This window comes from Saezia sanguinis, assembly GCF_963921665.1.
GTDB lineage: Bacteria > Pseudomonadota > Gammaproteobacteria > Burkholderiales > Burkholderiaceae_C > Saezia > Saezia sanguinis.
Window position 1 is genome coordinate 52,372 of record NZ_CAWUGC010000014.1, and the last position, 25,244, is coordinate 77,615.

Sequence of the window (25,244 nt, forward strand, 5' to 3'; positions counted from 1 at the left end):
ATACATGTTAAAGACAAAAAGTACAATCAAGTACCTTCACGATGCTCGGACATTGAGGATATGGAAAGCAGCCATAAAAAAGCCCCGGGCTGATGCCGGGGCCTGCTTGTAAAGTCGCGCTGCTCTAAGGAAATGTCATTCTTGCAGCACCTGCGCCATGGATTGCGCCACATACTCCACATTGTGATGATTCAGCCCGGCCACGCACATGCGCCCGGAACGCACCAGATACACGGCAAACTCCTCGCGCAGCCGGTCCACCTGCTCAGCACTCAGGCCGGTATAGCTGAACATGCCTTGTTGCTGGGTAAAGTAATCAAAATTGCGCCCCGGCACTTTGGCACTGATGATTTTTTGCAGCACCTGGCGCATTTCCTGGATACGCGCACGCATGTGGTTGACATCCTGCTCCCAGCGGGTACGCAGAATCGGATCGCGCAGCACCATATTAACCACCGCAGCACCATGCACCGGCGGGCTGGAATAGATCTGGCGCACAATTGCTTTCAGTTGCCCCAGCACACAATCGGCTTCTTTGGCACTGGCACAAACCACATGCAAAGCGCCTGCACGCTCACCATACCAGGAAAAGCTTTTGGAAAAGGATGAGCCGACAAAACAGGACAGCCCCGCTGCCGCAAACGCGCGAACCGTCCAGGCATCTTCCTCAATGCCCTGCCCAAACCCCTGGTACGCCATATCCAGATAAGCAATCAGGTTGTTTTGTTTGAACACGGTAATCAGCTTCTGCCACTGCTCATGGGATAAGTCCATCCCGGTCGGGTTATGGCAGCACGGGTGCATCAGCACTACGCTGCGGGCAGGTAAGGTCTGAATACAGGCCAGCAGCTCGTCAAACCGGATCCGGTTGTTTTCGCGGTCGTAATAAGGATATTCATTCACCTTGACGCCTGCGGCTTCAAAAATGGCGCGGTGGTTGTCCCAGGTCGGCTGGCTGATCCAGACTTCCGACTGGGGGAAATAACGGTGTACCAGATCGGCCGCCAGCTTCAGCGCACCAGAACCACCAATGGCCTGCACCGAAGCAATCCGGTGCGAGGTCACAGCCTCATGTTTGTCCCCAAACACATAGGCACGCGCTGCCTCACGGAACTCGGCATCCCCGTCCATCGGCAGATAACTGCGCGCACGGTGTTGCGCCACCAAGCGGTCTTCCGCCTCCTGCACCGGCTCTAACAGGGGGATATTGCCATCATCATCATAAAACAGGCCAATACTCAGATTGACTTTGGTGGCACGCTCATCGCGTAAAAATTGTTCCACCAGCGACAGAATCGGGTCGCCGGCATAGGCAGGAATGTGTTCAAACATGGTGTATCAAATTAAATTTTTTTACGAAGGCAACTGTGCATGATACATCCATTTAAGCACTGGCGCACAAAATCACAACCCCGGCAACTGTTGCAGTGCAGCCTCAATATCCGCCTCCAGACTTTGAGGCTTGATGACAGAACCATAGCGATCGATCACTTTGCCATCACCGCCCACCAGAAATTTGGTGAAGTTCCATTTGATGGCCTCGGTCCCCAGCACGCCGGAAGCAGATTGTTTCAACCATACCCACAACGGCGATGCATCAGGGCCATTGACATCCACCTTGGCCATCATCGGAAATGTCACACCGTAATTGATCTGGCAAAACTGCGCTATTTCTGACGCGCTGCCAGGGTCCTGCTGGCCAAACTGGTTGCATGGAAACCCGACCACCACCAGCCCCTGGTCCTTGTACTTTTGATACAGCGCCTCCAGCCCGGCAAACTGCGGCGTGAAGCCACACTGGCTGGCGGTGTTCACAATCAAAAGCACTTTCCCGCGGTAGCTTGAAAAATCCAATTCATTGCCACGGATGTCTTTCACAGAGAAATCGTATACGGAACTCATAAACACTCCACACGGTAGAGAACAGCCGGCCATGGCCTGCCAAGCCATGGAAAACAAAAGTTTTGTCTAACGCCAGGAGTGCTGTCTATGCACTATTCACAACCAGCGCACTTTCTTTTGAATTTTCATTATGCGCTGGATCAAGACAGACACAGGTCAGTAGTGCTTTTCTTCACCAATCAACTGCGTCCAGTCCTTTTCGCGCATATTGGCCTTGTTCCACAATATAACCGCATAGATGGCACCCATCATGAATATGCCAAACAGAATGATGATGACCCGTGTGGACAACCCCAGCATGATCAGCAAGGCGTACATCGCCAGCATGACCAGAATACCAATGTTCTCATTGAAATTCTGCACCGCAATGGAATGCCCGGCTGACAGCCGCACATGCCCGCGATGCTGCAGCAAGGCATTCATCGGCACCATAAAGAAGCCGGCCAGGCCGCCGATGACCATCAGAAACAGGGCTGCAATCACCAGATACAAAGGAATACCGGCGATACTGACTTCAGGAATGGCATCCATATTATAAAACGCCAGCACCACACACATCAGCCCCATCACAACGCCCAGCCCCATGACGTTCAAGGCCTTTTTCAAAGGCACTGTGGCTGCCGCCAGAATCGCACCCGCAGCAATACCGATTGCCACCACACCCAGCAGCCATGACGAATCATGCAGCGGCAGCCCCAGGGCTGTTTCAGCCCACTTCAGCACAATAAACTGCAAAGTTGCCCCGGCACCCCAGAACAACGTGGTAATCGCTAGCGAAATCTGGCCGAGCTTATCGCTCCAAAGTACACGCACACTGCGGCTGAAATTCATCAGCATCGGACCGACCCGCCAGACCGGCTTCTTATAACGGGCGCCTGTATCAGGAATACGCAAATTGCACAGCGTGGCCATCAGATAAATGCACAACACCACCCAAAGCGCTGACTGCGCTGCCGTTTTTGCCCCGGGCAGATGCAGCCCCAATAAAAATTCCGACATCGTCGGACTCACCAGAAAACCGCCAACGCCCATTCCCAGAATAATGGAAGACACGGTGGTTCCTTCAATCCAGCCATTGGCAACCACCAGTTTTTCAGCAGGCAGCAACTCGGTCAAAATGCCGTATTTGGCCGGCGAATAGGCTGCCGCACCGATACCCACGATGCCATAGGCCAGCAGCGGATGCACCCAGAACAGCATCGTCAGCAAACCAACCATTTTGATCAGGTTGGTGACAAACATCACCCGGCCTTTCGGGCGCGAATCTGCAAAGGTTGCCACAAAAGCTGCCAGCAGCACATAAGAAATGGTGAACGTGAACTTGAGCATGGGTGTGGCCCAGTCAGGAGCGCTCAACTCCTGCAGCAAGGCAATTGCCACAATCAACAGCGCATTATCTGCAAACGAGCTTAAAAACTGCGTAGAGATAATCCAGTAAAAACCTTTTTTCATACTTCTGAGGATTCAATTGACCAAACCAAGGTGCCATGACATTCCATCTAGATCCATGCGCCTGACATCACCTTTTTGCCCGATAAAGCTTCTCTTTATATCACGTTTATGTAATCCGGAATCCTCCTGGGTCAAGACAAATATAAAATCCAAGGAAATATATTCATAGCCATTTGACAAATCATGCTTTTGCGCGCAGTACAATCAACCTGCATACCTTGCATGACCATTTCAACATACCTATTCCAGCCCTCAACCCGGATTGTTTTACCATGCCCCGCCCGATACAAGCACTGATCCATTCAACGGCCTTGACGCACAACCTGCAACGGGTCAGGCAGGCCCGGCCCGACGCACGCCTATGGGCAGTCGTCAAAGCCAACGCTTACGGACACGGCATTGAAAATGTCTTTCCTGCGCTCAGGGCCGCAGACGGTTTTGCGCTGCTGGATCTGGCCGAAGCACAGCGGATACGCCAACTCGGCTGGAGAGGCCCCATTCTACTGCTGGAAGGGGTCTTTGAGCCGCGCGATCTTGAAATCTGCTCCCGGCTGAACCTGACACACGCGGTACACCGCGATGCGCAGATTGACTGGCTGGCTTCGCATAAAACCACAGCACCGCATCATGTCTTTCTGAAAATGAACGCCGGCATGAACCGCCTGGGGTTCACACCTGAAAGGTTCCGCGCCGCCTGGGCGCGCCTGAACAGCCTGCCGCAGGTGGGAGAAATCGGGCTGATGATGCATTTTTCAGATGCAGATGGCCCACGCGGCATTGCCGACCAGCTAGCAAGCTTTCAGGCAACGACCGCAGACCTGCCCGGTGAAAGAACCTTATGTAATTCAGCCGCGAGCCTGGATCACCCGGAAGCGCCCAGCGACTGGTGCCGCCCCGGCATTGTGTTGTATGGTGCCTCTTTTGACTACCCTGCCCATACCAGCGAGGATTGGGGGCTGCGCCCGGCCATGACCCTGCAAAGCCAGATCATTGCCACACAGACGCTAAAACCTGGCGACACGGTGGGTTACGGCAGCACATTTGTTGCGCAGCACTCCATGCGCATCGGGGTCGTGGCCTGCGGTTATGCCGACGGTTATCCGCGTATTGCCCCTTCCGACACCCCGATTCTGGTAGACGGCATACGTACCGGCACCGTCGGGCGCATCAGTATGGACATGATGGTTGCAGACATCTCCCATATTCCTGCCGCCCAACCTGGCAGCAGCGTGACGTTATGGGGGCAGGCGCCAAACGGTACCTTGTTATCGATTGATGAGGTGGCTCTGGCCGCCCATACAGTCGGATATGAGCTGATGTGCGCGCTGGCTTCCCGCGTGCCGGTCCATGTCACTGATTAAAAACACATTTTCCCGTGTTGCATACAATGACAGCTATCACCACTTTGAACATTCATCATGCACCCTGAAGACGCCTCCCAAGTTCTATTACCCAGCCATCATCTGATCATGTCAGTTCTGATGACACCCAACTATGCCAACTTCGCCGGCAACGTACACGGCGGCGACCTGTTGCGCCTGCTCGATCAGGTCGCATTCGCCTGCGCGTCGCGTTACGCCGGGGAATATGTTGTCACCATTTCGGTTGATCAGGTCGTTTTCCGGCAGCCGATCCATGTCGGAGAACTGGTAACTTTTCTCGCCAGCGTCAACTACACCGGCAACACCTCGATGGAAATCGGCATCAAAGTCATTGCCGAAAACATCAAAGAAAAAGTCGTACGGCATGTCAACAGCTGCTTTTTCACCATGGTCGCGGTAGACGCTCAGGGCCAGCCCACCGCCGTTCCCAAGCTCACACCTAACACACCAGACGAAAAAAGACGCTACCGTGCGGCCCAGTTACGCCGCGAACTGCAACAGGAATACGCCAAACGTTCGCTTGAAATTCTGGCCAAAGAATAGCCGCATGCCTTGAAATGCCATTCCTTCGCACCATCTGTATCTAGTATGCGGTAGCCATTCCCCTATCCACTGCATGCACAACACACCTCTGACAAGGAGCACTCGCTATGGCAATCGGCTGGCTTTCAGCACTCAAAATCATTCCCTGGAAAGACGTGATCCAGGCCGCTCCTGCTGTTGTCATGGGTGCGCGCCAATTGTGGCAAAGCATCCGCAAGGATAATACCGCGCCCACCCAGCCTGAACAGATACCCGATGCTTCTGCCCACCCGGTAGCCAACCTGCAGGCCAGGGTCGCCCTGCTGGAAAAAGAACGTACGCAGGCCCAGGCCAATGCGCTGGAAGCCGCCCAGTTGGTAAACGCCATGGCCGAACAGCACCAGCGTCTGGTTGAGGTCGTGGATAAGCTGCGCACCCGCTCACGCATTCTGATATGCGCCTGCGGTGTGCTGTTTCTGATGCTTTTAAAACTCCTGCTCTGGAGCTGATTGCCTTGCTTTCACAGCCAACCAGTACAATACACCATGGCTAAAGAAAAAACCGTTTATGTCTGCAATGCCTGCGGCGGCACCACGCCACGCTGGCTGGGCAAATGCCCGCATTGCGGCCAATGGAACACCCTGGTTGAAAGCATTGCCGAGACTTCGGCCCCCAGCAAAAACCGCTTTGCGGCACTTTCAACCACCGCTCCGGTGACAACACTGGCAGAAATCGAAGCTTCGGAAGTGACCCGTACCCCTTGCGGAATTCAGGAACTTGACCGGGTGCTCGGCGGCGGGCTGGTAGCCGGTGGTGTCGTGCTCATTGGCGGCGACCCGGGCATCGGCAAATCAACCCTGCTGCTGCAAGCAACCGACGCCCTGGCGCGCCAGTTGCCCACACTGTATGTCAGCGGTGAAGAATCCGGCGCACAGGTTGCACTCAGGGCCCGCCGGCTCGGACTGCACCAGTCTGCGGTACGGCTTCAGGCAGAAATTCAACTGGAAAAAATTCTGGGAACGCTGGAGGCCGAAAAACCCGCCATTGCCGTTATCGACTCGATCCAGACCGTTTATTCCGACCAGCTCAGTTCAGCCCCCGGCTCAGTCGCGCAGGTACGTGAATGCGCCGCGCAACTGACCCGCACCGCCAAGGCCAACGGCATCACCATTATTCTGGTAGGCCATGTCACCAAAGAAGGCGCCCTGGCCGGCCCCCGCGTGCTGGAGCACATGGTTGACACCGTGCTTTATTTTGAAGGGGACACGCACAGCACATTCCGGCTGATCCGGGCCGTCAAAAACCGTTTTGGCGCAGTCAATGAAATCGGCGTTTTTGCCATGACCGAGCACGGCCTTAAAGGTGTGTCCAACCCCAGCGCTATCTTTTTATCCACCCACAGTGAGCCTGTTGCAGGCTCCTGCGTTCTGGTCACGCTGGAAGGCACCCGCCCCCTGCTGGTTGAAGTGCAGGCACTGGTCGATGCCAGCGGCAGCAACCCGCGCCGCCTGTCTGTCGGGTTGGACCGCGACCGCCTGGCGATGCTGCTGGCTGTTTTACACCGCCATGCCGGTATTACGACATTTGACCAGGACGTTTTTGTCAACGCCGTCGGCGGTGTGCGCATTGGCGAGCCGGCCGCCGACCTGGCGGTATTGATGGCCATACACAGCAGCCTGCGCGGCAAAGCCATGCCCAAAGGCTTTGTCACGTTTGGCGAAGTGGGGCTTGCCGGTGAGGTCCGCCCGGCCCCGCGCGGGCAGGAGCGCCTCAAAGAAGCGGCCAAGCTCGGGTTTTCCGTCGCGATTATCCCCAAAGCCAATGCACCGAAAAAACCGATTGAAGGCCTGACCATTCACCCGGTCGAGCGGGTCGAACAGGCCGTTGACCTGATGCGGACACTGGCCGAATAGGCAAACACCCCAAAACTGATCAGCATTGCCGGGCCAAATATGCACGAAGGCATTAAAATAGAATATTTTGCACCACAGAAAGTCCATACACCATGAGTTTGCAATGCGGTATCGTCGGCCTGCCCAATGTCGGCAAATCCACCCTGTTTAATGCGCTGACCAAAGCGGGCATTGAAGCGGCAAACTATCCTTTTTGCACCATTGAGCCAAACGTGGGCGTGGTTGAGGTGCCCGATCCGCGGCTCGATAAGCTGTCCGAAATTGTCAAGCCCGAACGCGTTGTTCCGGCCATTGTCGAATTTGTGGACATTGCCGGGCTGGTCGCCGGTGCCTCCAAAGGCGAAGGCCTGGGCAACCAGTTTCTATCGCACATTCGTGAAACCGATGCCATTGTGAATGTGGTGCGCTGCTTTGAAGACGATAACATTGTGCACGTGGCCGGCAAAATTGACCCGATTTCAGATATTGAAGTCATTCAAACCGAGCTGTGCCTGGCAGACCTGTCTACAGTAGAAAAAGCGGTTGTGCGTTATTCCAAGGTGGCACGTTCAGGTGACAAGGAAGCCCAGGCACTGGTGGCTGTGCTTGAAAAAGTACAGGCGTCTTTAAATGAAGGCTCCCCGGTGCGCAACATGGACCTGACCAAAGAGGAACTGCTGCTGCTCAAACCCTTGTGCCTGATTACCGTTAAAAAAGCCATGTTTGTCGGTAACGTGGCAGAAGACGGTTTTGAAAACAACCCCCTGCTTGACCGCCTGAAAGCATACGCTGAAAAACAGGGCGCGCCCGTGGTAGCCATCTGCGCCAAAATTGAAGCTGATCTGGCAGATATGGCCGATGAGGAAAAAGAAATTTTTCTGGCCGAAATGGGCCAGACCGAGCCCGGCCTGAACCGCCTGATTCGCGCTGCCTACAAATTGCTGGGGCTGGAAACCTATTTCACCGCCGGCGTCAAAGAAGTGCGTGCCTGGACCATTCATGAAGGGGACACGGCCCCCAAGGCCGCAGGCGTCATTCACTCAGACTTTGAGAAAAAATTCATTCGTGCCCAGACCATCTCTTTTGAGGACTTCATCGAGTACAAAGGAGAACAAGGCGCGAAAGAGGCCGGCAAAATGCGGGCTGAAGGCAAGGATTACGTGGTGCGTGACGGCGACGTGATGCACTTCCTGTAAGTCAAATGAATTTACGGCGGCAGGTTGGCGCCTGACCGCCTTGCTTTTTGCTTCATTTGCTAGCCGGCATGACCGACACTGTCTTCGCCCGGGAGTAACCGGGCCTGCGCTTCAGGCACCACCTCGGGCATCAGTTTGTAGCTGGGCGCGATGAGCGGGGTCACATCCTCCACCTGTATTGAGATGATGTTATGGATAGGGAACTCCCTGTTTGCCATCAGAAATAAGGGTTGAGAGATGTTTTTAAACACGGCATCCACAGGGCTCACGACCATGGCCTGCCCCTGCAGCTTGAACCCCTGCTGCAGAAACATATCGACAAAACTGACGCTGACCTTTGGATTGCCCCTGATGTTGCGGATGCTGCCGGGGGAAAACACATTGGCAATTAAAAAATAAGTGTCCTCATGCGCTGCAAAAATCTCCCGCGGAGAAACATGCGGCTCACCATTGCGGTCTACTGTGGCCAGCCAGCAGAATATGCTGCGCTCAATGCAGTTTTTGACACGGTCTGTCAGCGTTGCCTGGTTTGTTTTAACTAACGCTGAAAACTTACCGCCCATCCATATCCCCAAAACCAAATATGCATTTAAAACAATTGCAATGGCTGCATATGATCCTCTTTATACAAGGCACAGCTTTGACCCTGGTTAAATAAATGGAAACCAGAGTGCTGAATCCAGTATATATGCATTTTTATCGCATGGCACGAAGACAACTGAATGGCACTTTCTCCTGCATTATGTTGATGCTAATCAAACTAACGCCTCTCTTGTTCCGCAATGCAGTGCTATAGTGAGCAACATATCTGTACAAATCGGGACAAACCTGCTGGCACCTGGCTATCAGGTTTTTCTGCGTCAATAGCAAGCCGGCGCATTTTGCTGCTTCTATGTCATATATAGCACCTAGCAAGTGGGATCATATTATGTTTCAAGCACTGGATGGAATGAATGCATTAACGCTGGTTTTTGCATCGCTTTGTATTTTTGCAATCGCTTACCGTATTTACGGTATTTTTTTAGCCAACAAGGTTCTCAAACTTGACAGAAACCGGGCAACCCCGGCCGTTAAATACGCTGACGGCCATGATTACGTTGCCACCAATAAAAATGTGCTGTTCGGCCACCATTTTGCAGCCATTGCCGCAGCGGGCCCCCTGGTAGGCCCTGTACTGGCTGCACAGTTCGGCTTTCTGCCGGGTGCGCTGTGGATTCTGGTCGGATGCGTGCTGGGTGGCGCAGTACACGACATGGTTGTGCTGTTTGCCTCGGTGCGGCACAAAGGGCAAAGCCTGGCAACCATCGCACGCAAAGAAATCGGCCCGCTGACCGGCTCCGTTGCCGGCTTTGCAGTGCTGTTCATCCTGATACTGACGCTGGCAGGCCTTTCCATTGCCTGCCGTAATGCGATGCATGAAGCCCCCTGGTCGCTGTTCATTGTGGCGGTCACCATCCCGATTGCGATCATTATGGGCATGGTCATGCGCGCAAGCCACAATGTGCTGCTGGCCAGCCTGATCGGTATTGGCCTGCTGTTCCTGGCCATCGTGCTGGGGCACCCGTTTACCCAGATTCCGCTGGAGCTCAGAGAACTGATCACCCAGGGCGTTGCCGTTCCGGCTGATCAGGCGCAGGCACTGGCCGCCAAATACGATGTACTGACCCCGCAAATGCAGGAACTACTGGTCCAGGGCAAACTGAGCCTGGCAGACTTCCCGCTGTTCAAGGGCGGACTGGGCTATTACTTTGACTGGTCACAAAACTCTTTGTCACTGGCCATTCCTATTTATGGTTTCTTCGCATCTGTGCTGCCGGTGTGGCTGCTGCTGGTGCCGCGTGACTATCTGTCCACCTACCTGAAAATCGGTACCATCCTGATGCTTGCCGTAGGTATCTGTTTTGTAATGCCCGACATGCAAATGCCGGCCCTGACCGACTTCATCAGCGGCGGCGGCCCGATCATCAACGGCCCGGTACTGCCGTTTATCTGTATCACCATTGCCTGCGGTGCCATTTCCGGCTTCCATGCCATCATCGGTACCGGAACCACCCCCAAGATGGTTTCCAACGAAAGGGAAATCCTGTTCGTCGGCTATGGCGCCATGCTGATGGAAGGCTTTGTCGCCATCATGGCCCTGATTGCCGCCTGTACGCTGGTACCGGGCGATTATTTTGCCATCAACACGGCCAAGTCGGGCTACGATGCATTCCTGGCGACCGCACCTGCAGCGCTGAGCCAGACACACGACCTGGCCTACTATTCCGAGCACATCGGTATCAACCTAGCCAACCGGCCGGGTGGCGCGGTATCGCTGGCCGTCGGTATGGCACATATCTTCCATAAAATTCCATACATGGATCAGCTCATCGCCTACTGGTACAACTTTGCCGTCATGTTTGAAGCGGTCTTTATTCTGACCGCGATTGACGCCGGTACCCGTGTCGGACGCTTCTTCCTGCAGGAAATGGTCGGGCGTGTTATCCCCAAATTCAGCGACAAAGACTGGATGCCCGGTGTTATTGTGACCAGCGCCATCTTCACGTTCCTGTGGGGCTACCTGCTGTACACCGGCAACATCTCCAGCATCTGGCCGCTGTTTGGTATCAGCAACCAGTTGCTCGCCGCCTGTGCGCTCATTGTCTGCACCACCATGCTGCTGCGCATGAACCGGGGCAAATACTGCCTGTGCACAGCGATTCCGGGTGTGTTGATGGCCGCCGTTACCCTGTGGGCCGGTTACCTGCAAGTCACCACCCAGTACTGGCCCAAGCAGCAATATCTGCTGTCATCCCTTGCGGTGATGGTGATGGTGCTGATGGTGATTGTTTTCATCGGCGCATTCAAGAAATGGATAGAACTGATGGGCATTAAAACCCTGGTGACCGATCCTTATGGTGATGAAGTGAAAGAGCTGGTTCCCGAGTAAATAAACCAGCAAGAATCACTTTAAAAGGCTGCCTTGACTGGCAGCCTTTTTTATTGACACCGCACAGGCATCGCCCTGCACACACTGCGACTGACGTACAATACATGCTTGGCCCGGTCACCAATTCCGAATCTTTTTACACCTTGAATCATGAGCAACTCTGCAGCATCGTCGCCGCTGGGCAAATCCAGCGAATACCGCGACACTTACAGCCCCGAACTTCTGTTTCCCATTCCAAGAAGCACCAACCGGTTGCAGCTTGGCATCGCAGACAATGCTACACTGCCATTTTATGGCGTTGACATCTGGAACAGTTATGAATTTTCCTGGCTGACCCCATCAGGCAAACCGGCCGCTGCACTGGTGGAGTTCAGGGTTCCGGCCAATTCGCCAAACCTCATTGAATCCAAATCGTTCAAGCTGTACCTGAATTCGTTCAATCAAACAGCTTTTGATTCAATGGAAAAAATCCGGCAGATACTCGAACACGACCTGAGTGCTGCCGCAGGCAGCCGTGTCGCTATCAGACTCTCGGATATTCATGACACGTCGGCTTACGCGGTAACGTCCCCGCATGCCCAATGCATTGATGCACTGGAAGTTCAGATGACCTCATACAGCCATCCATCCGTATCCATGCTCAAAGCATCTGCCTGCCATGACACCACTGAACAGTTGTGCAGTCATTTGCTGAAATCCAACTGCCCGGTGACCGGACAGCCTGACTGGGGCAGTGTATTTATCAATTACCAGGCAGATAACAAGTTGGACCATGCCAGCCTGCTGCAATACATCGTCAGCTTCCGCCAGCATGCCGATTTTCACGAGCACTGTGCAGAGCGCATTTTTATGGATCTGTATACACTGCTGGCGCCCCGGCAACTGGAGGTGTATGCACGCTACACCAGACGCGGCGGGCTGGACATCAACCCATACCGCACGCTGGACGCCCATGGCGTGTTTCACAACCGGCGGCTGGTCCGGCAATAAGAATCAAACGCCCATATTCTGCAAAATCTGCATGGCGCTTTGCAGCACCACGGAAAGCTCCGGATGCTTTTCGTGGAATTTTCCGTATGATGTATTCAGACGTTCAATCAGTGCATCGCGCTGATCTGCACTCTCACCAGCCGCATGCGCATTCAAGTCGAGTGAAAGCTGTTTGAGCACTTCTTTGTCTTCTGCCTCAAGCTCTTTTTTCAGCTTGACTTCCTGCTCCAGCTTGTTGGCCTGTTCTTTCAATTGTTCAAACATATCAACCTTTTCATTCAAGTTAAGCCGCTTCTACCTGAGCCCAGACAGGCATTTTTCATCAGAAGCTGGCGCTCCAGTCAATCAATGCATCCAGCGCTTCCTTGGCTGCATAAGATTTGGGGCTGTTGATCAGAAACACAATCACGCGCCGCTGCCCATTATTTCCCACCACGTAGCCGGCCCGCGCGACCACACCATTCATGCTGCCGGTTTTAATGTGGGCGCTGGCCTGCGCATTGCTGCGCCGCATGGTACCGTCCACCCCGGCAATCGGTAATGAGCTGACGTATTCCGGCATCACGGCACTGTGCCAGACAGATTGCAGCATTCCAGCCAGGGAAATGGCCGCAATTGATTCTGAGCGGGATAATCCTGAACCGTTGTCCATTACCGGTGGTGTCAGCCGTGGCAGTTGCTGGCTCCACCAGGCGGCAACACGCTGCCTTGCCTGCTCCAAAGTGGCAGGAGAACTCACCGCAGCAGATGAAAGCAAGCCCTTCTGGTCCGGCAAAGCCAGCGCCAGAAATACCGATTGCGCCATCACATTGTTGCTGAATTTATTGACGTCACGCACCACTTCGGCCATCGACTTGGATTCACCCACCGCCACCAGCCTGGCACCCGGCGGTACCGTGCCGGTGGTGACCCGCCCCTGCACGTCGCCACCCAGTTGCTGCCAAAGCCCACCGGTCACGCGCAACGCGTAACTTGACGGCTCGGCATACGCCACATACCAGCGCTTGTTGCCGCAAACCAATGGAAATGTGCCTTTGATGCGAATGTGCAGCGGGTCACTGAAATCTGCCGACAGTGTCTTCTGCCAGTCGCCACACTGGCGCTGGTCCCCCACCGTGACATGCGAATCCAATTGCACGCCCGTCAACGGCGGATCACTGACAATCGGGATCTGCCCGCCAGCCGTTGCCAGCGACGGGTTAAAAATCAGCACAATGGATTTGTAATTCACCAGCAAAGCATCCGGTCGTACGTTATACGGACGGAAAGGCTCGCCATCAAAAGCGCCTGGGGCAACTTCCGGAATCGCATAGACCGAACGGTCAATCACCAGATTGTCACGGATATTCTGGATGCCGGCGGCACGCACTTCCAACAGCAGGTCACGCAAGCGGTCTGCCGTCATTGAAGGATCGCCGGAACCTCGAATGTACAAAGACCCCTGCAACACCCCATTCTCAACCGGCCCATCGGCAAATACACCGGTTTTCCAGGTATAGCCCGGCCCTAATATGTCCAGTGCCGCATAGGTGGTTACCAGTTTGATCACCGATGCCGGATTCATCATGGCCTGCTCATTGTGCAGCAGCCAGCTCTTTCCCCCTGGTTCAGCATCCACCACAACAATGGCGACATCTTTTTGATCAATCCCCGCTTTTTGCAGTGCCTGACTGACACTCTCGGGCAGCAACAACTGCGCCATAGCCGCACCGCTGTACAGGCATGCCGCGGCACATACCAGCAGAAATTTCCGCATTTTTTTGAACGTCAACAACTGAATCATCATGTATTCTTCAATATTATCAGCCACAAGTTTGCCATTATGTAACGAGACGGCTAGAGATGAAAGCCCTATGGGCTTTGCAAATACCCATTTTGACGGAAAAACTGGAGCAGTTTCAAGGCCATCTCTGATAATGAGACAATGTTAAATTGGTATATTCCGGTTGAATTCCAATTATTCTTGCCATGAAACTGCTGGCTTTTGACACCTCTACCCAAACGCTGGGCGTCGCACTGCATTGCGACGGGCAGACCCGTGTGGTTGAAACAGAAGGGGGCGCCCATGCTTCTGACGCACTGCTGCCGCTGATCATGCAGATACTGGCAGATAACGGCATACGCATCAACGATCTGGATGCCATTGCATTTGGCTGCGGCCCGGGGGCATTTACCGGGCTGCGCACTGCATGTTCTGTTGCACAAGGACTGGCGCTTGGCGCCGGCCTGCCGCTGATTTCTATCGTTACGCTGCTGGCTGCGGCCGAACAATACCGGCTGCAATGCCACCCCTCGCCAGACACGGCTGACCTGGTGGTGCGTTTGGATGCCCGTATGGACGAATGGTATTGGGCACATTACCAGTGGAAAGATTTATCCTGGCATATCCGCACCCCTGCCTGCCTGACCCAACCGCAGGAATTGCAGGCTTATCTGGACCAGCATCAGCCGCTCCACCTGCTGACCATGACCACCCCGCAAATGACCGGCATGCTTTCACTGGCTGAACAGGCATGGCAGAAAAACGACTTGATAACCCCGGAGCAGGCACTGCCACTGTATCTGCGTAACAAGGTTGCCCTGACCACGGCAGAACGCATTGCATTACATGCCGGCAAACAACAAGGCGAGCCTGCCTGAGATGCGCCGCCATGAATAAGCATTGTGCGAAAGCATTTTCCCCCTGCCCAGACCATTCAGACCCTACGCATGCATCGTTGCAGCAGCCATGCATGGTCCCCTTAGCCATGAATCTGCTGGAAAAAGTCGCTCCCATTGAGCAGGCCTGCTATTCACACCCCTGGACGTATGGCAATTTCATGGACGCGCTGAATGCCGGTTACCACGCGATGGCGCTGCTCACCCATGCAAAAGGCGACATCATGGGCTATTATGTAGCCATGAAAGGCGTGGAAGAAGCCCATTTGCTCAATCTGACGGTTGCCCCTGCTTACCAGCAGCAGGGCTGTGCCCGCATGCTGCTCGAAACGCTGCGCTTATGGACCGTGTCGCAGCAGCTGACGTGGCTGTGGCTCGAGGTACGGCAAGGTAATACCCGGGCATTACATGTATACCGGCAGTTTGGCTTCAAAGAGGTTGGCCGGCGGAAAAACTATTACCCAACCTCTGATGGAGGGCATGAGCATGCTGTGCTCATGTCGTTACGCGTATGCTGAATATCAACCCGCACCAACAGGCCATGCTCAAAGCCATGGGCATTGACTTACCCTGGCAGCAAGCCACCGCACCAGCAGAAAAAACCAGCCATGCTGCTTCTGAACATTCTGGGCAAGCTGTAGCGGCAAGCATCCCGCCTGCTGCACCTGCTCAAAGGCAGCAGCAGCCTAAGCCTGTTTCTGCCTCTGCTACCCCCACCACAACCGCCAGCCGACCACCGGCATCTCTACATCCGAAACCGGAACATCCGTCCACAGCCTCATCCTTATCTGATGCAGAGCGGCAAAGCCGTGAATCCATTGCACAAATGTCATGGGACGAACTGACACAAGCAGTCTCCCAGTGCACCGCCTGCCAGTTATGCAAAACACGGACACAGGCGGTTTTTGGCGTTGGCCAGCCGCAGGCACAATGGATGATTGTAGGAGAAGCACCGGGAGAAAATGAAGACAAACAAGGTGAGCCGTTTGTCGGCCAGGCCGGCAAACTGCTGGACCGTATGCTAATGTACCTGAACCTGGCCCGAAGGCCGGAAAAAGACCAGCTTCCCGTTTACATTGCCAATGTGCTGAAATGCCGTCCGCCGCGAAACCGCAACCCGGAACCGGCCGAAATGGCACAGTGTGCGCCCTATCTTCAGCGGCAGATCGAGCTGATACAACCCAAACTCATCATGGCCACCGGCCGCTTTGCGGTGCAGACACTGCTGGGCAGCCATGAGGCTATTGGCCGACTGCGCGGGCAGGTGCACCACTATAAAAATATTCCGGTCATTGTGACTTACCACCCGGCCTATCTGCTGCGTAACCCGGTCGATAAACGCAAGGCCTGGGCAGATTTGTGCCTGGCAGCGGACACTTTTGACAAAAACCAGCCGTAACCAGGCGTTTTACGCTGGCAAATAAGCCGCACAACAGAATAATCTGCCGGTATTGCAGCACAAGGTACAATTCACCCAGTACTTCCCTAGCCTCAAATCCCTATGACTTTCATTGAACAGCTTACCCGCGCCACGCGCCAAAACAACTCCTTGCTGTGTGTCGGACTCGATCCTGACCCGGCGCGCTTCCCTGAGCCCATCCAAAATCAGGCCGACCGTATTTTTGACTTCTGTGCCGCCATTGTGGATGCCACGGCTGATCTGGTCAACGCATTCAAGCCCCAGATTGCCTATTTTGCGGCCCGCCGCGCCGAGCCCCAGTTGGAGCAACTGATCGAATACATTCACCGCAATGCCCCCGGCGTTCCGGTGATTCTGGATGCCAAACGCGGAGACATCGGCTCCACGGCTGAACAATATGCCATTGAAGCGTTTGAACGCTATGGTGCAGACGCGGTTACGTTGTCACCGTTTATGGGTTTTGACACGATTGAACCCTACCTCAGGCACCACGAAAAAGGCGCTTTTCTGCTGTGCCGCACCTCCAATACCGGTGGCAGCGAGCTGCAAAACCAGCACCTCGAAATTGAAGGCAAGCCCCGTGTTTATGAACACATCGCCAAACAGGCCCAGGGGGCTTGGAATATCAACGGGCAGTTGGGGCTGGTTGTCGGCGCCACCTATCCCGACGAACTGGCGCGTGTGCGCGAGCTGGCTCCTACCGCCCCCCTGCTGATTCCGGGGATAGGCGCTCAAGGGGGAGATGCCCATGCGACCGTGCAGGCCGCATGGAAATCATGGTCTGACGGGCGTTTCAGCCCGGTGGTCATCAGTTCATCACGCGCCATTTTGTATGCCGGAAAAGATGCTAAATTTGCCCAGGCGGCACGGCAGCAGGCACTGCAACTACGCGATGAACTGAACCATGCACGCCCGCAAATGCAGGTTTAAAAAGCGTTCAGCCCCCAAAAGATAAAGCGCGATAAAACATCAACTGCTGCACCGCGGGCAGCTGATTTTGCCTGTACGCCGGTGGTAGATCACCTCTTCACCGGCCAGCACTTCATTGCCGCAGTAGTCGCATAAAGTGGCTTCCAGCAAAACCTCTTTGTCAAACGACTCCAGGTCCACGTACTCGTTTTCACCCACTTTCAAAGGCCACGCTTCGTCTTTGACAATATCGGGCCGGTAGTTCTCTTCATACGCATGCCAGACATGGCGCTGCTCATCGGTAACCCCATGGCGCAGCATGGCCGCATCCAGAATGCGGCGCCGGTGATCCATCAGACCATCCGATATCACCATCCAGTGGTGAATATTGCGGGGCCGGTTGCCAAAATACACCTTTTTGCCCGTGAACAACTGGTGCATGAATGAATACTGTTTTTCCACCAGCCGTTCTTTAGTGACATGCTGGAAAAAAGGCGCCAGCCTTTCATCTTCGTACACCTGGTCATAAAAGTCCTCCAGCACCACCCTGACTTTGGCACCGTCTCCCAGCGCCTGCCAGACTTCCGGTCGCGGCTGCGGCTGTGGCTGCTCCGGCTGGAAGCCATCACGCGAGCCTTCCACAAAAGGGCCGCGCACAAAAAACATCACCCCAAACGGGTCGCCGCTCAACCATTCCGGCCGATGTGCATTTTCAGTCAGCCGAAGCGTAGCCGTCACATCCCAGTCACTGTCCACCGCTGTGACTTCCATCAACGGCTCAACCGAACCCTCAGGGCTGACGACACGCAGCCTGTCGCCAACGGTCATCGGGCAGGCCCGTGCCAGCTCAAATTTCACTTTAAAAGTATTTTCCGCCTCTGCCAAAGGTGTCGCCTCATGCAGCATGCATTCTGTGACATGGTCTTCCGGCGTGCCGCGCAACAGGCTCATGTCAGTTTGGGGTTCACACACGCACACCAGCAAGCAGCCTCTTCTTTGCTGCTCCGGCACCAGCCCGCGCTGCGCTCTTTCAGGCACTTCACCTTCCACACAGCGCATCATGCAGGCCTGGCACACACCGCCCTTGCATGAGAAAGGCACATTCACGCCCTGCCGCAACAAGGCATCCAGCACCGTTTCATCTGCACGCACCGTGTATTTACCTGATTCAAAATAAATCACATGTTCTTTATTGTCTGTACTCATCGTTTATGCTCTGATTTTTATTTGCCATGCCATACCCGCACCATGCATGGCGCAGGCTGTACCACTGCACAAGCTTCAATTATAAACCGCAGCAGGCTCACCGCTTGCTTAATACCGAACGCAGGTACTGCCCGGTATAGCTGTGCTCACAGGCTGCAATAGCTTCCGGAACGCCTGTTGCCACCACCGCGCCGCCGCCTGCACCGCCTTCCGGCCCCATGTCGATGATCCAGTCCGCCGTTTTAATGACATCCAGGTTATGCTCAATGATCACCACGGTATTGCCTGCATCGCGTAGCCGGTTGATCACTTTCAGCAGCAGTTCAATATCGGCAAAGTGCAGGCCGGTTGTCGGCTCATCGAGAATATAAAGGGTTTTGCCGGTATCCCGTTTGCTCAATTCGAGCGCCAGTTTGATGCGCTGCGCTTCGCCACCTGAGAGCGTCGTCGCGCTTTGTCCCAGCGTGATATACCCCAAACCCACATCCAGCAGCGTATGCAGCTTGCGGGCAATGAGCGGCACCGCAGAGAAAAACTCGCACGCCTCTTCTACCGTCATGTCCAGCACATCTGCAATGTTTTTTTCTTTATAGCGGATATCCAGCGTTTCGCGGTTATAGCGTCTGCCATGACAGATATCACACGGCACATAGACATCCGGCAAAAAGTGCATTTCCACTTTGATCATGCCGTCCCCCTGGCATGCTTCGCAACGCCCGCCCTTGACGTTGAACGAGAAACGGCCTGCATCATAACCACGCTCACGCGCAGCCGGCACCTGTGAAAACAGGTCACGGATCGGCGTGAACAAACCGGTATAGGTGGCCGGGTTGGATCGGGGCGTACGGCCAATGGGCGACTGGTCTACGCTGATCACCTTGTCCAGTTGTTCCAGCCCTTCAATTGCCTCATACGGTGCCGGTTCTGTCTGGGCGCGGTTTAACTCATGCGCGGCCACCGCATACAGCGTTTCATTGACCAGTGTGGATTTGCCCGAACCGGACACCCCGGTAACGCAGGTAATCAGCCCAACCGGGAACGCCACATTCACATGTTGCAAGTTGTTTCCTGAAGCACCTTTCACCCACACACAGCGCCCGGGTGCCTCTGCGGTATAGGTTTCACCGGGTTCTTTTTGCCATGGCACACGTTTGGCAGGCACCGGAATTTTAAGCACACCGCCGAGGTACTTGCCGGTAAGCGATGCTGCATTATCTATGATCTGCTGCGGCGTGCCCTGCGCCATCACTTCGCCGCCATGCACACCCGCACCCGGCCCCATATCCAGCACATAGTCGGCTGAACGGATGGCATCCTCATCGTGCTCAACAACCAAAACACTGTTGCCCAGATCACGCAGATGCCGCAACGTATGAATTAGCCGGTCATTATCACGCTGGTGCAGCCCGATACTGGGCTCATCGAGTACATACATGACGCCCGTCAGCCCTGAGCCAATCTGGCTGGCCAGACGGATACGCTGCGATTCGCCGCCAGACAAAGTATCGGCACTGCGGGCCAATGTCAGGTATGTCAGCCCAACATCATTCAAAAACCGCAGCCGTGCCTGTACCTCGTGGACCACTTTTTCTGCAATCGCCGCTTTTGCGCCTTCCAGTTGCAGCTTTTCAAAATAATCCTGCGCTTCATGCAAAGTCATTTGGTTGATTTCAGGCAAATTATGCATCTGGCTGTTTTGCCCCAGCCGCACAAAGCGGGCTTCTTTGCGCAGGCGGCTGCCGCCACAATCCGAACACAACTGCAAAACCCGGTATTGGCCGAGCTCGCCACGCACCACATCTGATTCGGTTTCATGAAAGCGGCGCTCAAAGTTATGCAAAATACCTTCAAACGGATGCGTTTTCTGCACCACCTTATTGCCTTTGCCCCCCATGTGGTACACAAAGGTAATTTCCTCTTCGCCGGACCCGTACAGAACAATCTGCCGGACCTTCTCCGGCAAATCTTCATAAGGCGTATTCACATCAAAACCATAATGTTTGGCCAATGCCTCAATCATGGAGAAATACAGGCCGTTGCGTTTGTCCCAGCCCTTGATGGCACCGCTGGCCAGACTCAACGACGGAAATGCCACAATCCGCTGTGGTTCGAAACGCTCCGCCACGCCCAGACCATCACAGCGGGGACAGGCCCCTGTGGGTGAATTAAAGGAAAACAGCCGTGGCTCCAGCTCGGCCAGTGTGTAATCACATTGCGGGCAGGCAAAGCGTTCGCTGAACAGATGTTCCTCGGCGTTGTCCATGTCCAGCGCCAGCGCTTTACCATCGGCCAGACGCAATGCCTGTTCAAAACTTTCTGCCAGCCGCTGCCGCATTTCGGGACGTACCCGCAACCGGTCAATCACCACATCAATATCATGATAGGTATTTTTTTCCAGCGCAGGCAGACTCTCTGCATCATAAACCTGCCCATCCACCCGAAAGCGGACATAACCACGGGTCTGCAGGTCGGCAAACATTTCTGTGTAGCTGCCTTTGCGGTGCCGCACCACAGGCGCCAGTATCATCAGTTTGGCTTCCGCAGGCAACGCCATCACAGCATCCACCATCTGAGTGACCGTCTGCGCCGTTAACGGCAGATCATGCTCAGGGCAATAAGGCGTTCCGGCACGGGCAAACAGCAGGCGCAGGTAATCATGAATTTCTGTGACCGTTCCCACCGTCGAACGCGGATTGTGGTTGGTGGCCTTTTGTTCAATGGCTATCGCCGGTGCCAGCCCCTCGATCAGGTCCACGTCCGGCTTGTCCATGATCTGCAAAAACTGCCGGGCATACGCTGAAAGGCTTTCCACATAACGCCGCTGCCCTTCGGCATACAGGGTATCAAACGCCAGGCTGGATTTTCCCGAACCTGACAGCCCCGTAATCACCACCAGTTGGTAGCGGGGGATATCAAGATCAATGTTCTTCAAATTGTGTGTACGTGCACCGCGCACACTGATTAAGGGTGGTTTTGTCTCAATCTGTTTCATTGCCAATGCTGTTTTATCCGGAATCTGCGCCATTTTCGTGCCAGTATCTGCCAAACCCTACATAGTAACCTGTATCAGCAGATTTCGCATCACTTCCCATATCTTTTTTAAGATAGAAAGCAATTGGCCGCTGGTGCCATCCTTACCAATAAATCTTTATGATTTTTTCAAGAAAGGTACAATTCCTGACAACCGTGAAACTTTTCACTCACCGAAAGTATCCACCCATACAGATAGGCAGCCTGCATTGCCAACGCAACATGCAGGGTTGGGTATAAAGGCCATTCATAAAACGGCCTTTTGTCAATTCGTCAGGTTTTAACGTTTCATGTCCACATTCAAGGTACAGCCGGTTGCTGGCCTGTCTTGTTGTCATGAAAACCACTGCAAAGTAATATATGGCCTTCACTCTTTTTGGCATTCCGGTCTCACGAGGCATTGCAATCGGCCGTGCTGTCGTGCTGTCATCACGCAGCCATGATATCGATCACTACTTCATTGACGCCGGGCAGGAGCAGCAGGAACTGCAACGCCTGTTGCGCGCCCGTGACGCGGTTTTAGAAGAGTTGCAGACACTGCGCACGCAAATGCCGAAAGACACGCCGGCGGAAGTTGCCGCCATTCTGGATGTGCACATCATGATGCTGCACGACAGCATGCTGACCGATGGCATACAGCACTGGATTGAAGAGCGCCACTACAACGCCGAGTGGGCGCTCGATACGCAGCTTAAAACACTGACCCGCCAGTTTGAAAAAATGGAGGACGAGTACCTGCGCGAGCGCCGTGCAGATCTGGAGCAGATCGCCAATTTACTGCAAAATGCGCTGACCGGGCAGAAGTACGGCAACCAGCCTGCCTGTGCCGCGCTAGGGGCCTCTGAGGCCGGTACAGACCCGCTGATCATGGTTGCGCATGACATCTCCCCAGCCGATATGCTGCACTTCAAGCAAAGCGTTTTTACCGGCTTTATCACCGATGTGGGCGGCAAAACATCGCACAGCGCTATTGTCGCGCGCAGCCTGGGTATTCCTGCTTTGGTAGGCTCACGTTATGCCAGCCGCCTGATCCGCCAGGATGACTGGATTGTCATTGACGGAGATGCCGGCGTGGTCCTTGTTGACCCTACCCCTTTGCTGTTAGAAGAATACCAGTTCCGGCAACGCCAGTTTTCCATTGAAAGTGAAAAACTCAACCGCCTGCGCCATACGCCAGCGATTACACTGGACAGCCAGGATATTGAAATTCTGGCCAACATTGAACAACCGCAAGATGCCGTCAAAGCCAATGAAGCCGCTGTTGCAGGCATTGGGCTGTTCCGTACGGAATTTCTGTTCATGAACCGCACCGGCTCGCAACAGCAAATGCCAGACGAGCAGGAACAGTATCTGGCATACAAAACGGCACTGGAAGCCATGCCTGACAAGCCGGTTGTCATCCGCACCATTGATATCGGTGCAGACAAGCCACTCGATTATGGTGAAAACAACCATGCACTGAATCCGGCACTGGGGCTGCGCGCCATCCGGTGGAGCCTAAGCGAACCCGATATTTTCCTGATTCAGTTGCGTGCCTTACTGCGCGCAGCGGTTCATGGCCAGTTGCACATCCTGATCCCGATGCTCACGCATACCTGGCAGATACGCCAGACGCTGACGTTGCTGGAACGGGCCAGGGAAGCCCTGAACAGCGAAGGTATTCCTTATGGCAACGCCAAAATCGGCGCCATGATCGAAGTGCCGGCGGCGGCACTGATTTTGCCCACGTTTCTGCGCTATTTTGACTTTCTTTCTGTCGGCACCAACGATCTGATCCAGTACACGCTGGCCATTGACCGCGCAGATGAAAGCGTTGCCCACCTGTTTGACCCATTACACCCCGCAGTGCTGCGCTTGCTGGCAGATACCATTGCCCAAAGCCATGCTGCCGGCAAAGCGGTCAGTGTATGTGGAGAGATGGCAGGGGATACAACCATGACCCGGCTTTTGCTGGGGCTGGGGTTGCGAAGTTTTTCCATGCACCCCTCGCAGATTCTGGCAGTCAAAAAGGAAATTCTCCACAGTGACACACAGCAACTGGCGCCCTTGGCACAAAAAGTCCTTCAGGCCGAAGATACAGAGCAGTTGAATGATGCCATGCAGGCACTTCACAATGCCTGAATGATAAAAGGCCGCTTATAAAGCGGCCTTTTATTCATCAGCATATTTTTATTGATTCATTGATCAGTTCGTTTGAGCGCTCTGCTGATCTCCATCGGATGAAGAGCGCCCGGCATTGTTCATCTCTTCAGACATTCTTTCTTCATCCTGCTGGCTCCAGCCCCCACCCAGCACTTTATACAAAGTAATCTGGTTGTTCAGCATCGCCAGTTGTGCCGTAATTTCCTGCTGCTGCGCATCGAACAGTGCACGTTGAGAATCCAGCAAGTCCATGTAGCTGGATACCCCATTGCGGTACCTCAGGTCAGACAACTGATACGTTTTCTGGGTCGCCATAACCAGCGCCCGCATGGCAGTCAACTGGTCATCATAGGTGGCACGCCCTGCCAGTGCATCGGAGACATCCCTGAATGCAGACTGAATCGCCTTCTCATACTGCGCCACAGCAATATCGCGGTCCACATTGGCAACTTCCAGATTGGCAATGTTGCGTCCGCCCGTAAAGATCGGCAGCGTAATCTGCGGCATGAATGTCCAGACATGTCCACTGCTGAACAGGTTATCAAGATCTCCGCTCGCCTTGCCCAGCGACGCGGTTAAACTGATGCTCGGGAAAAACGCTGCACGCGCTGCGCCAATATTGGCATTCGCTGCAACCAGTTGCTGTTCTGCAGCCAGAATATCCGGCCGCCGCACCAGCACATCAGACGGCACCCCGGCCCTGAGTTCGGGCAGGCTTGTCATCTGCTGGGCAAATGATACGCCCTGCGGCAGATCCGCAGGCAACGGCCCGCCGATCAGCAGCATGAAGGCGTTTTCATCCTGTGCACGCTGGCGGCGCAATTGTGCCAGAGTTGAACGGGCGCTTTCCACCAGCGTCTCTGCCTGACGAACATCCAGCTCTGAAGAAACGCCATGGTCAAACTTCAGTTGTGTCAGTTGCAAAGACTCTTCACGCGTCTTCAGCGTTTCTTCCGTCAGTTTGAGCAGTTCATCGTCAGCCAGCAGCGTGTAGTAGCCTGTTGCCACACTGGCGATCAGGCTGATCTGGGTGGCTTTACGGGTTTCCACAGTGCTCAGATAGTTGGACAGCGCAGCCGCACTCAGACTGCGAACACGGCCAAACAGATCCAACTCATATGAGGTAATGCCGATGGCCGCCTGGTACGTGTTGTAACTGCTGGCATTCTGCGCCGACTCGGACAACGGGTTATAAATCACATTGCCCGCAGAATCTGTCAGCACAGACCTCCCGCCCGAACCGGTCGTCTGGCGGTTGATGCTGCCGCTTGCGCCAACGCTGGGCAACAGGTCAGAACGTTGAACCTGATACTGCGCCCGCGCCCTCTCAATATTGAGGATTGCAACGCGCATATCACGGTTATTCTCCAGTGCCACCTCAATCAACCGCTTGAGCCGCTCATCACCAAAGAACTGCTGCCACGACAAGTCGCTGGCAATCAGCCCCTGCTGGTCCTCCGGCGGAACACCAATCCTCATGTCAGGCCATGCGCCTGATACCGGAGACTGCGGACGCTCATAGTTGGGCGCCAGTGTACAGCCTGCCAGCATCAGCGCTGCAGCAGACACCCCGACACGGGTCAAAATCATATTTGTACGTAGTTTTGCCATGTT

At 54.6% G+C, this 25,244-nt stretch carries 21 protein-coding genes; 12 read left to right on the forward strand and 9 right to left on the reverse strand.

Annotated elements, in window-relative coordinates:
* Positions 1–135: 135 nt before the first annotated feature.
* From AACY98_RS08690 to lplT, 3 genes are all read right to left on the reverse strand, one after another.
* A complete protein-coding gene (locus tag AACY98_RS08690; RefSeq protein ID WP_339804114.1) occupies positions 136–1,332 on the reverse strand; it encodes an amino acid aminotransferase in 1,197 nt (398 codons plus the stop codon).
* A gap of 72 nt (positions 1,333–1,404) precedes the next feature.
* Positions 1,405–1,902: a glutathione peroxidase gene (locus tag AACY98_RS08695; protein WP_339804117.1), complete on the reverse strand. Its 498-nt coding sequence runs from the start codon at positions 1,900–1,902 to the stop codon at positions 1,405–1,407.
* 156 nt (positions 1,903–2,058) lie between these two features.
* Entirely contained in the window at positions 2,059–3,354 is a 1,296-nt protein-coding gene (gene lplT, locus AACY98_RS08700; protein ID WP_339804119.1) for a lysophospholipid transporter LplT, read from the reverse strand.
* Between the two features lie 272 nt (positions 3,355–3,626).
* Between lplT and alr the strand changes: the two genes are divergently transcribed.
* The 5 genes from alr (at position 3,627) to ychF (ending at position 8,346) form a co-directional block, all read left to right on the forward strand.
* Positions 3,627–4,715, forward strand: a complete 1,089-nt coding sequence (gene alr, locus AACY98_RS08705; RefSeq protein WP_339804122.1) for an alanine racemase — start codon at positions 3,627–3,629, stop codon at positions 4,713–4,715.
* 108 nt (positions 4,716–4,823) lie between these two features.
* Positions 4,824–5,279, forward strand: a complete 456-nt coding sequence (locus AACY98_RS08710) for an acyl-CoA thioesterase (protein ID WP_339804125.1) — start codon at positions 4,824–4,826, stop codon at positions 5,277–5,279.
* A 107-nt stretch (positions 5,280–5,386) separates the two neighbouring features.
* Positions 5,387–5,767, forward strand: a complete 381-nt coding sequence (locus AACY98_RS08715) for a hypothetical protein (protein WP_339804127.1) — start codon at positions 5,387–5,389, stop codon at positions 5,765–5,767.
* Positions 5,768–5,803: 36 nt separating this feature from the next.
* Positions 5,804–7,171, forward strand: a complete 1,368-nt coding sequence (gene radA, locus AACY98_RS08720; RefSeq protein WP_339804130.1) for a DNA repair protein RadA — start codon at positions 5,804–5,806, stop codon at positions 7,169–7,171.
* A 92-nt stretch (positions 7,172–7,263) separates the two neighbouring features.
* Positions 7,264–8,346 (forward strand): redox-regulated ATPase YchF, encoded by a 1,083-nt coding sequence (ychF, locus tag AACY98_RS08725; RefSeq protein WP_339804133.1) that lies wholly within the window; start codon positions 7,264–7,266, stop codon positions 8,344–8,346.
* A 59-nt stretch (positions 8,347–8,405) separates the two neighbouring features.
* Here ychF and AACY98_RS08730 read toward each other — a convergent pair whose 3' ends face one another.
* Positions 8,406–8,909: a pyridoxamine 5'-phosphate oxidase family protein gene (locus tag AACY98_RS08730; RefSeq protein WP_339804135.1), complete on the reverse strand. Its 504-nt coding sequence runs from the start codon at positions 8,907–8,909 to the stop codon at positions 8,406–8,408.
* A 365-nt stretch (positions 8,910–9,274) separates the two neighbouring features.
* On the opposite strand from AACY98_RS08730, the gene AACY98_RS08735 reads away from it, so the two are divergent.
* Together AACY98_RS08735 and queF are read left to right on the forward strand one after the other, a co-directional pair.
* Positions 9,275–11,275 (forward strand): carbon starvation CstA family protein, encoded by a 2,001-nt coding sequence (locus AACY98_RS08735; protein ID WP_339804137.1) that lies wholly within the window; start codon positions 9,275–9,277, stop codon positions 11,273–11,275.
* Between the two features lie 150 nt (positions 11,276–11,425).
* Entirely contained in the window at positions 11,426–12,265 is an 840-nt protein-coding gene (gene queF / locus AACY98_RS08740; RefSeq protein ID WP_339804140.1) for an NADPH-dependent 7-cyano-7-deazaguanine reductase QueF, read from the forward strand.
* Positions 12,266–12,268: 3 nt separating this feature from the next.
* Here queF and AACY98_RS08745 read toward each other — a convergent pair whose 3' ends face one another.
* On the reverse strand, positions 12,269–12,529 hold the full coding sequence (locus AACY98_RS08745; RefSeq protein ID WP_339804143.1) for a DUF4404 family protein: 261 nt from the start codon (positions 12,527–12,529) through the stop codon (positions 12,269–12,271).
* Positions 12,530–12,587: 58 nt separating this feature from the next.
* Positions 12,588–14,075, reverse strand: coding sequence for a D-alanyl-D-alanine carboxypeptidase/D-alanyl-D-alanine endopeptidase (gene dacB / locus AACY98_RS08750; protein WP_339804145.1), 1,488 nt, complete (start codon positions 14,073–14,075; stop codon positions 12,588–12,590).
* A gap of 158 nt (positions 14,076–14,233) precedes the next feature.
* On the opposite strand from dacB, the gene tsaB reads away from it, so the two are divergent.
* From tsaB to pyrF, 4 genes are all read left to right on the forward strand, one after another.
* A complete protein-coding gene (gene tsaB, locus AACY98_RS08755) occupies positions 14,234–14,905 on the forward strand; it encodes a tRNA (adenosine(37)-N6)-threonylcarbamoyltransferase complex dimerization subunit type 1 TsaB (RefSeq protein ID WP_339804148.1) in 672 nt (223 codons plus the stop codon).
* A gap of 92 nt (positions 14,906–14,997) precedes the next feature.
* The gene (rimI, locus tag AACY98_RS08760) at positions 14,998–15,441 is read left to right on the forward strand and encodes a ribosomal protein S18-alanine N-acetyltransferase (RefSeq protein WP_339804151.1); all 444 of its coding nucleotides are present in this window, start codon (positions 14,998–15,000) and stop codon (positions 15,439–15,441) included.
* A complete protein-coding gene (locus AACY98_RS08765; protein WP_339804154.1) occupies positions 15,435–16,322 on the forward strand; it encodes a uracil-DNA glycosylase in 888 nt (295 codons plus the stop codon). The genes rimI and AACY98_RS08765 overlap by 7 nt, the downstream gene beginning before the upstream one ends.
* A 102-nt stretch (positions 16,323–16,424) precedes the next feature.
* Positions 16,425–17,273: an orotidine-5'-phosphate decarboxylase gene (gene pyrF / locus AACY98_RS08770; RefSeq protein ID WP_339804157.1), complete on the forward strand. Its 849-nt coding sequence runs from the start codon at positions 16,425–16,427 to the stop codon at positions 17,271–17,273.
* A gap of 39 nt (positions 17,274–17,312) precedes the next feature.
* Here the strand turns inward: pyrF and AACY98_RS08775 are convergent, their stop codons facing one another.
* Positions 17,313–18,458 carry a 2Fe-2S iron-sulfur cluster-binding protein gene (locus tag AACY98_RS08775; protein ID WP_339804159.1) on the reverse strand — a complete coding sequence of 382 codons (1,146 nt, stop codon included), beginning with the start codon at positions 18,456–18,458 and terminating at the stop codon, positions 17,313–17,315.
* A gap of 97 nt (positions 18,459–18,555) precedes the next feature.
* The gene (gene uvrA, locus AACY98_RS08780; RefSeq protein WP_339804162.1) at positions 18,556–21,450 is read right to left on the reverse strand and encodes an excinuclease ABC subunit UvrA; all 2,895 of its coding nucleotides are present in this window, start codon (positions 21,448–21,450) and stop codon (positions 18,556–18,558) included.
* Between the two features lie 398 nt (positions 21,451–21,848).
* Between uvrA and ptsP the strand changes: the two genes are divergently transcribed.
* Complete coding sequence (gene ptsP, locus AACY98_RS08785) at positions 21,849–23,609, forward strand: phosphoenolpyruvate--protein phosphotransferase (protein ID WP_339804165.1); 1,761 nt, start codon at positions 21,849–21,851, stop codon at positions 23,607–23,609.
* A 63-nt stretch (positions 23,610–23,672) separates the two neighbouring features.
* Here the strand turns inward: ptsP and AACY98_RS08790 are convergent, their stop codons facing one another.
* Entirely contained in the window at positions 23,673–25,241 is a 1,569-nt protein-coding gene (locus AACY98_RS08790) for an efflux transporter outer membrane subunit (protein WP_275427134.1), read from the reverse strand.
* Between the last annotated feature and the right edge of the window lie 3 nt (positions 25,242–25,244).

Coding starts and splice junctions, on each gene's coding strand:
- pyrF (WP_339804157.1), top strand. CDS start 16,425: ATGACTTTCATTGAACAGCTTACCCGCGCCACGCGCCAAAACAACTCC.
- AACY98_RS08695 (WP_339804117.1), bottom strand. CDS start 1,902: ATGAGTTCCGTATACGATTTCTCTGTGAAAGACATCCGTGGCAATGAA.
- lplT (WP_339804119.1), bottom strand. CDS start 3,354: ATGAAAAAAGGTTTTTACTGGATTATCTCTACGCAGTTTTTAAGCTCG.
- rimI (WP_339804151.1), top strand. CDS start 14,998: ATGGTCCCCTTAGCCATGAATCTGCTGGAAAAAGTCGCTCCCATTGAG.
- queF (WP_339804140.1), top strand. CDS start 11,426: ATGAGCAACTCTGCAGCATCGTCGCCGCTGGGCAAATCCAGCGAATAC.
- AACY98_RS08735 (WP_339804137.1), top strand. CDS start 9,275: ATGTTTCAAGCACTGGATGGAATGAATGCATTAACGCTGGTTTTTGCA.
- ptsP (WP_339804165.1), top strand. CDS start 21,849: ATGGCCTTCACTCTTTTTGGCATTCCGGTCTCACGAGGCATTGCAATC.
- AACY98_RS08790 (WP_275427134.1), bottom strand. CDS start 25,241: ATGGCAAAACTACGTACAAATATGATTTTGACCCGTGTCGGGGTGTCT.
- AACY98_RS08715 (WP_339804127.1), top strand. CDS start 5,387: ATGGCAATCGGCTGGCTTTCAGCACTCAAAATCATTCCCTGGAAAGAC.
- AACY98_RS08690 (WP_339804114.1), bottom strand. CDS start 1,332: ATGTTTGAACACATTCCTGCCTATGCCGGCGACCCGATTCTGTCGCTG.
- AACY98_RS08730 (WP_339804135.1), bottom strand. CDS start 8,909: ATGGGCGGTAAGTTTTCAGCGTTAGTTAAAACAAACCAGGCAACGCTG.
- radA (WP_339804130.1), top strand. CDS start 5,804: ATGGCTAAAGAAAAAACCGTTTATGTCTGCAATGCCTGCGGCGGCACC.
- ychF (WP_339804133.1), top strand. CDS start 7,264: ATGAGTTTGCAATGCGGTATCGTCGGCCTGCCCAATGTCGGCAAATCC.
- AACY98_RS08745 (WP_339804143.1), bottom strand. CDS start 12,529: ATGTTTGAACAATTGAAAGAACAGGCCAACAAGCTGGAGCAGGAAGTC.
- alr (WP_339804122.1), top strand. CDS start 3,627: ATGCCCCGCCCGATACAAGCACTGATCCATTCAACGGCCTTGACGCAC.
- uvrA (WP_339804162.1), bottom strand. CDS start 21,450: ATGAAACAGATTGAGACAAAACCACCCTTAATCAGTGTGCGCGGTGCA.
- AACY98_RS08765 (WP_339804154.1), top strand. CDS start 15,435: ATGCTGAATATCAACCCGCACCAACAGGCCATGCTCAAAGCCATGGGC.
- AACY98_RS08710 (WP_339804125.1), top strand. CDS start 4,824: ATGTCAGTTCTGATGACACCCAACTATGCCAACTTCGCCGGCAACGTA.
- AACY98_RS08775 (WP_339804159.1), bottom strand. CDS start 18,458: ATGAGTACAGACAATAAAGAACATGTGATTTATTTTGAATCAGGTAAA.
- tsaB (WP_339804148.1), top strand. CDS start 14,234: ATGAAACTGCTGGCTTTTGACACCTCTACCCAAACGCTGGGCGTCGCA.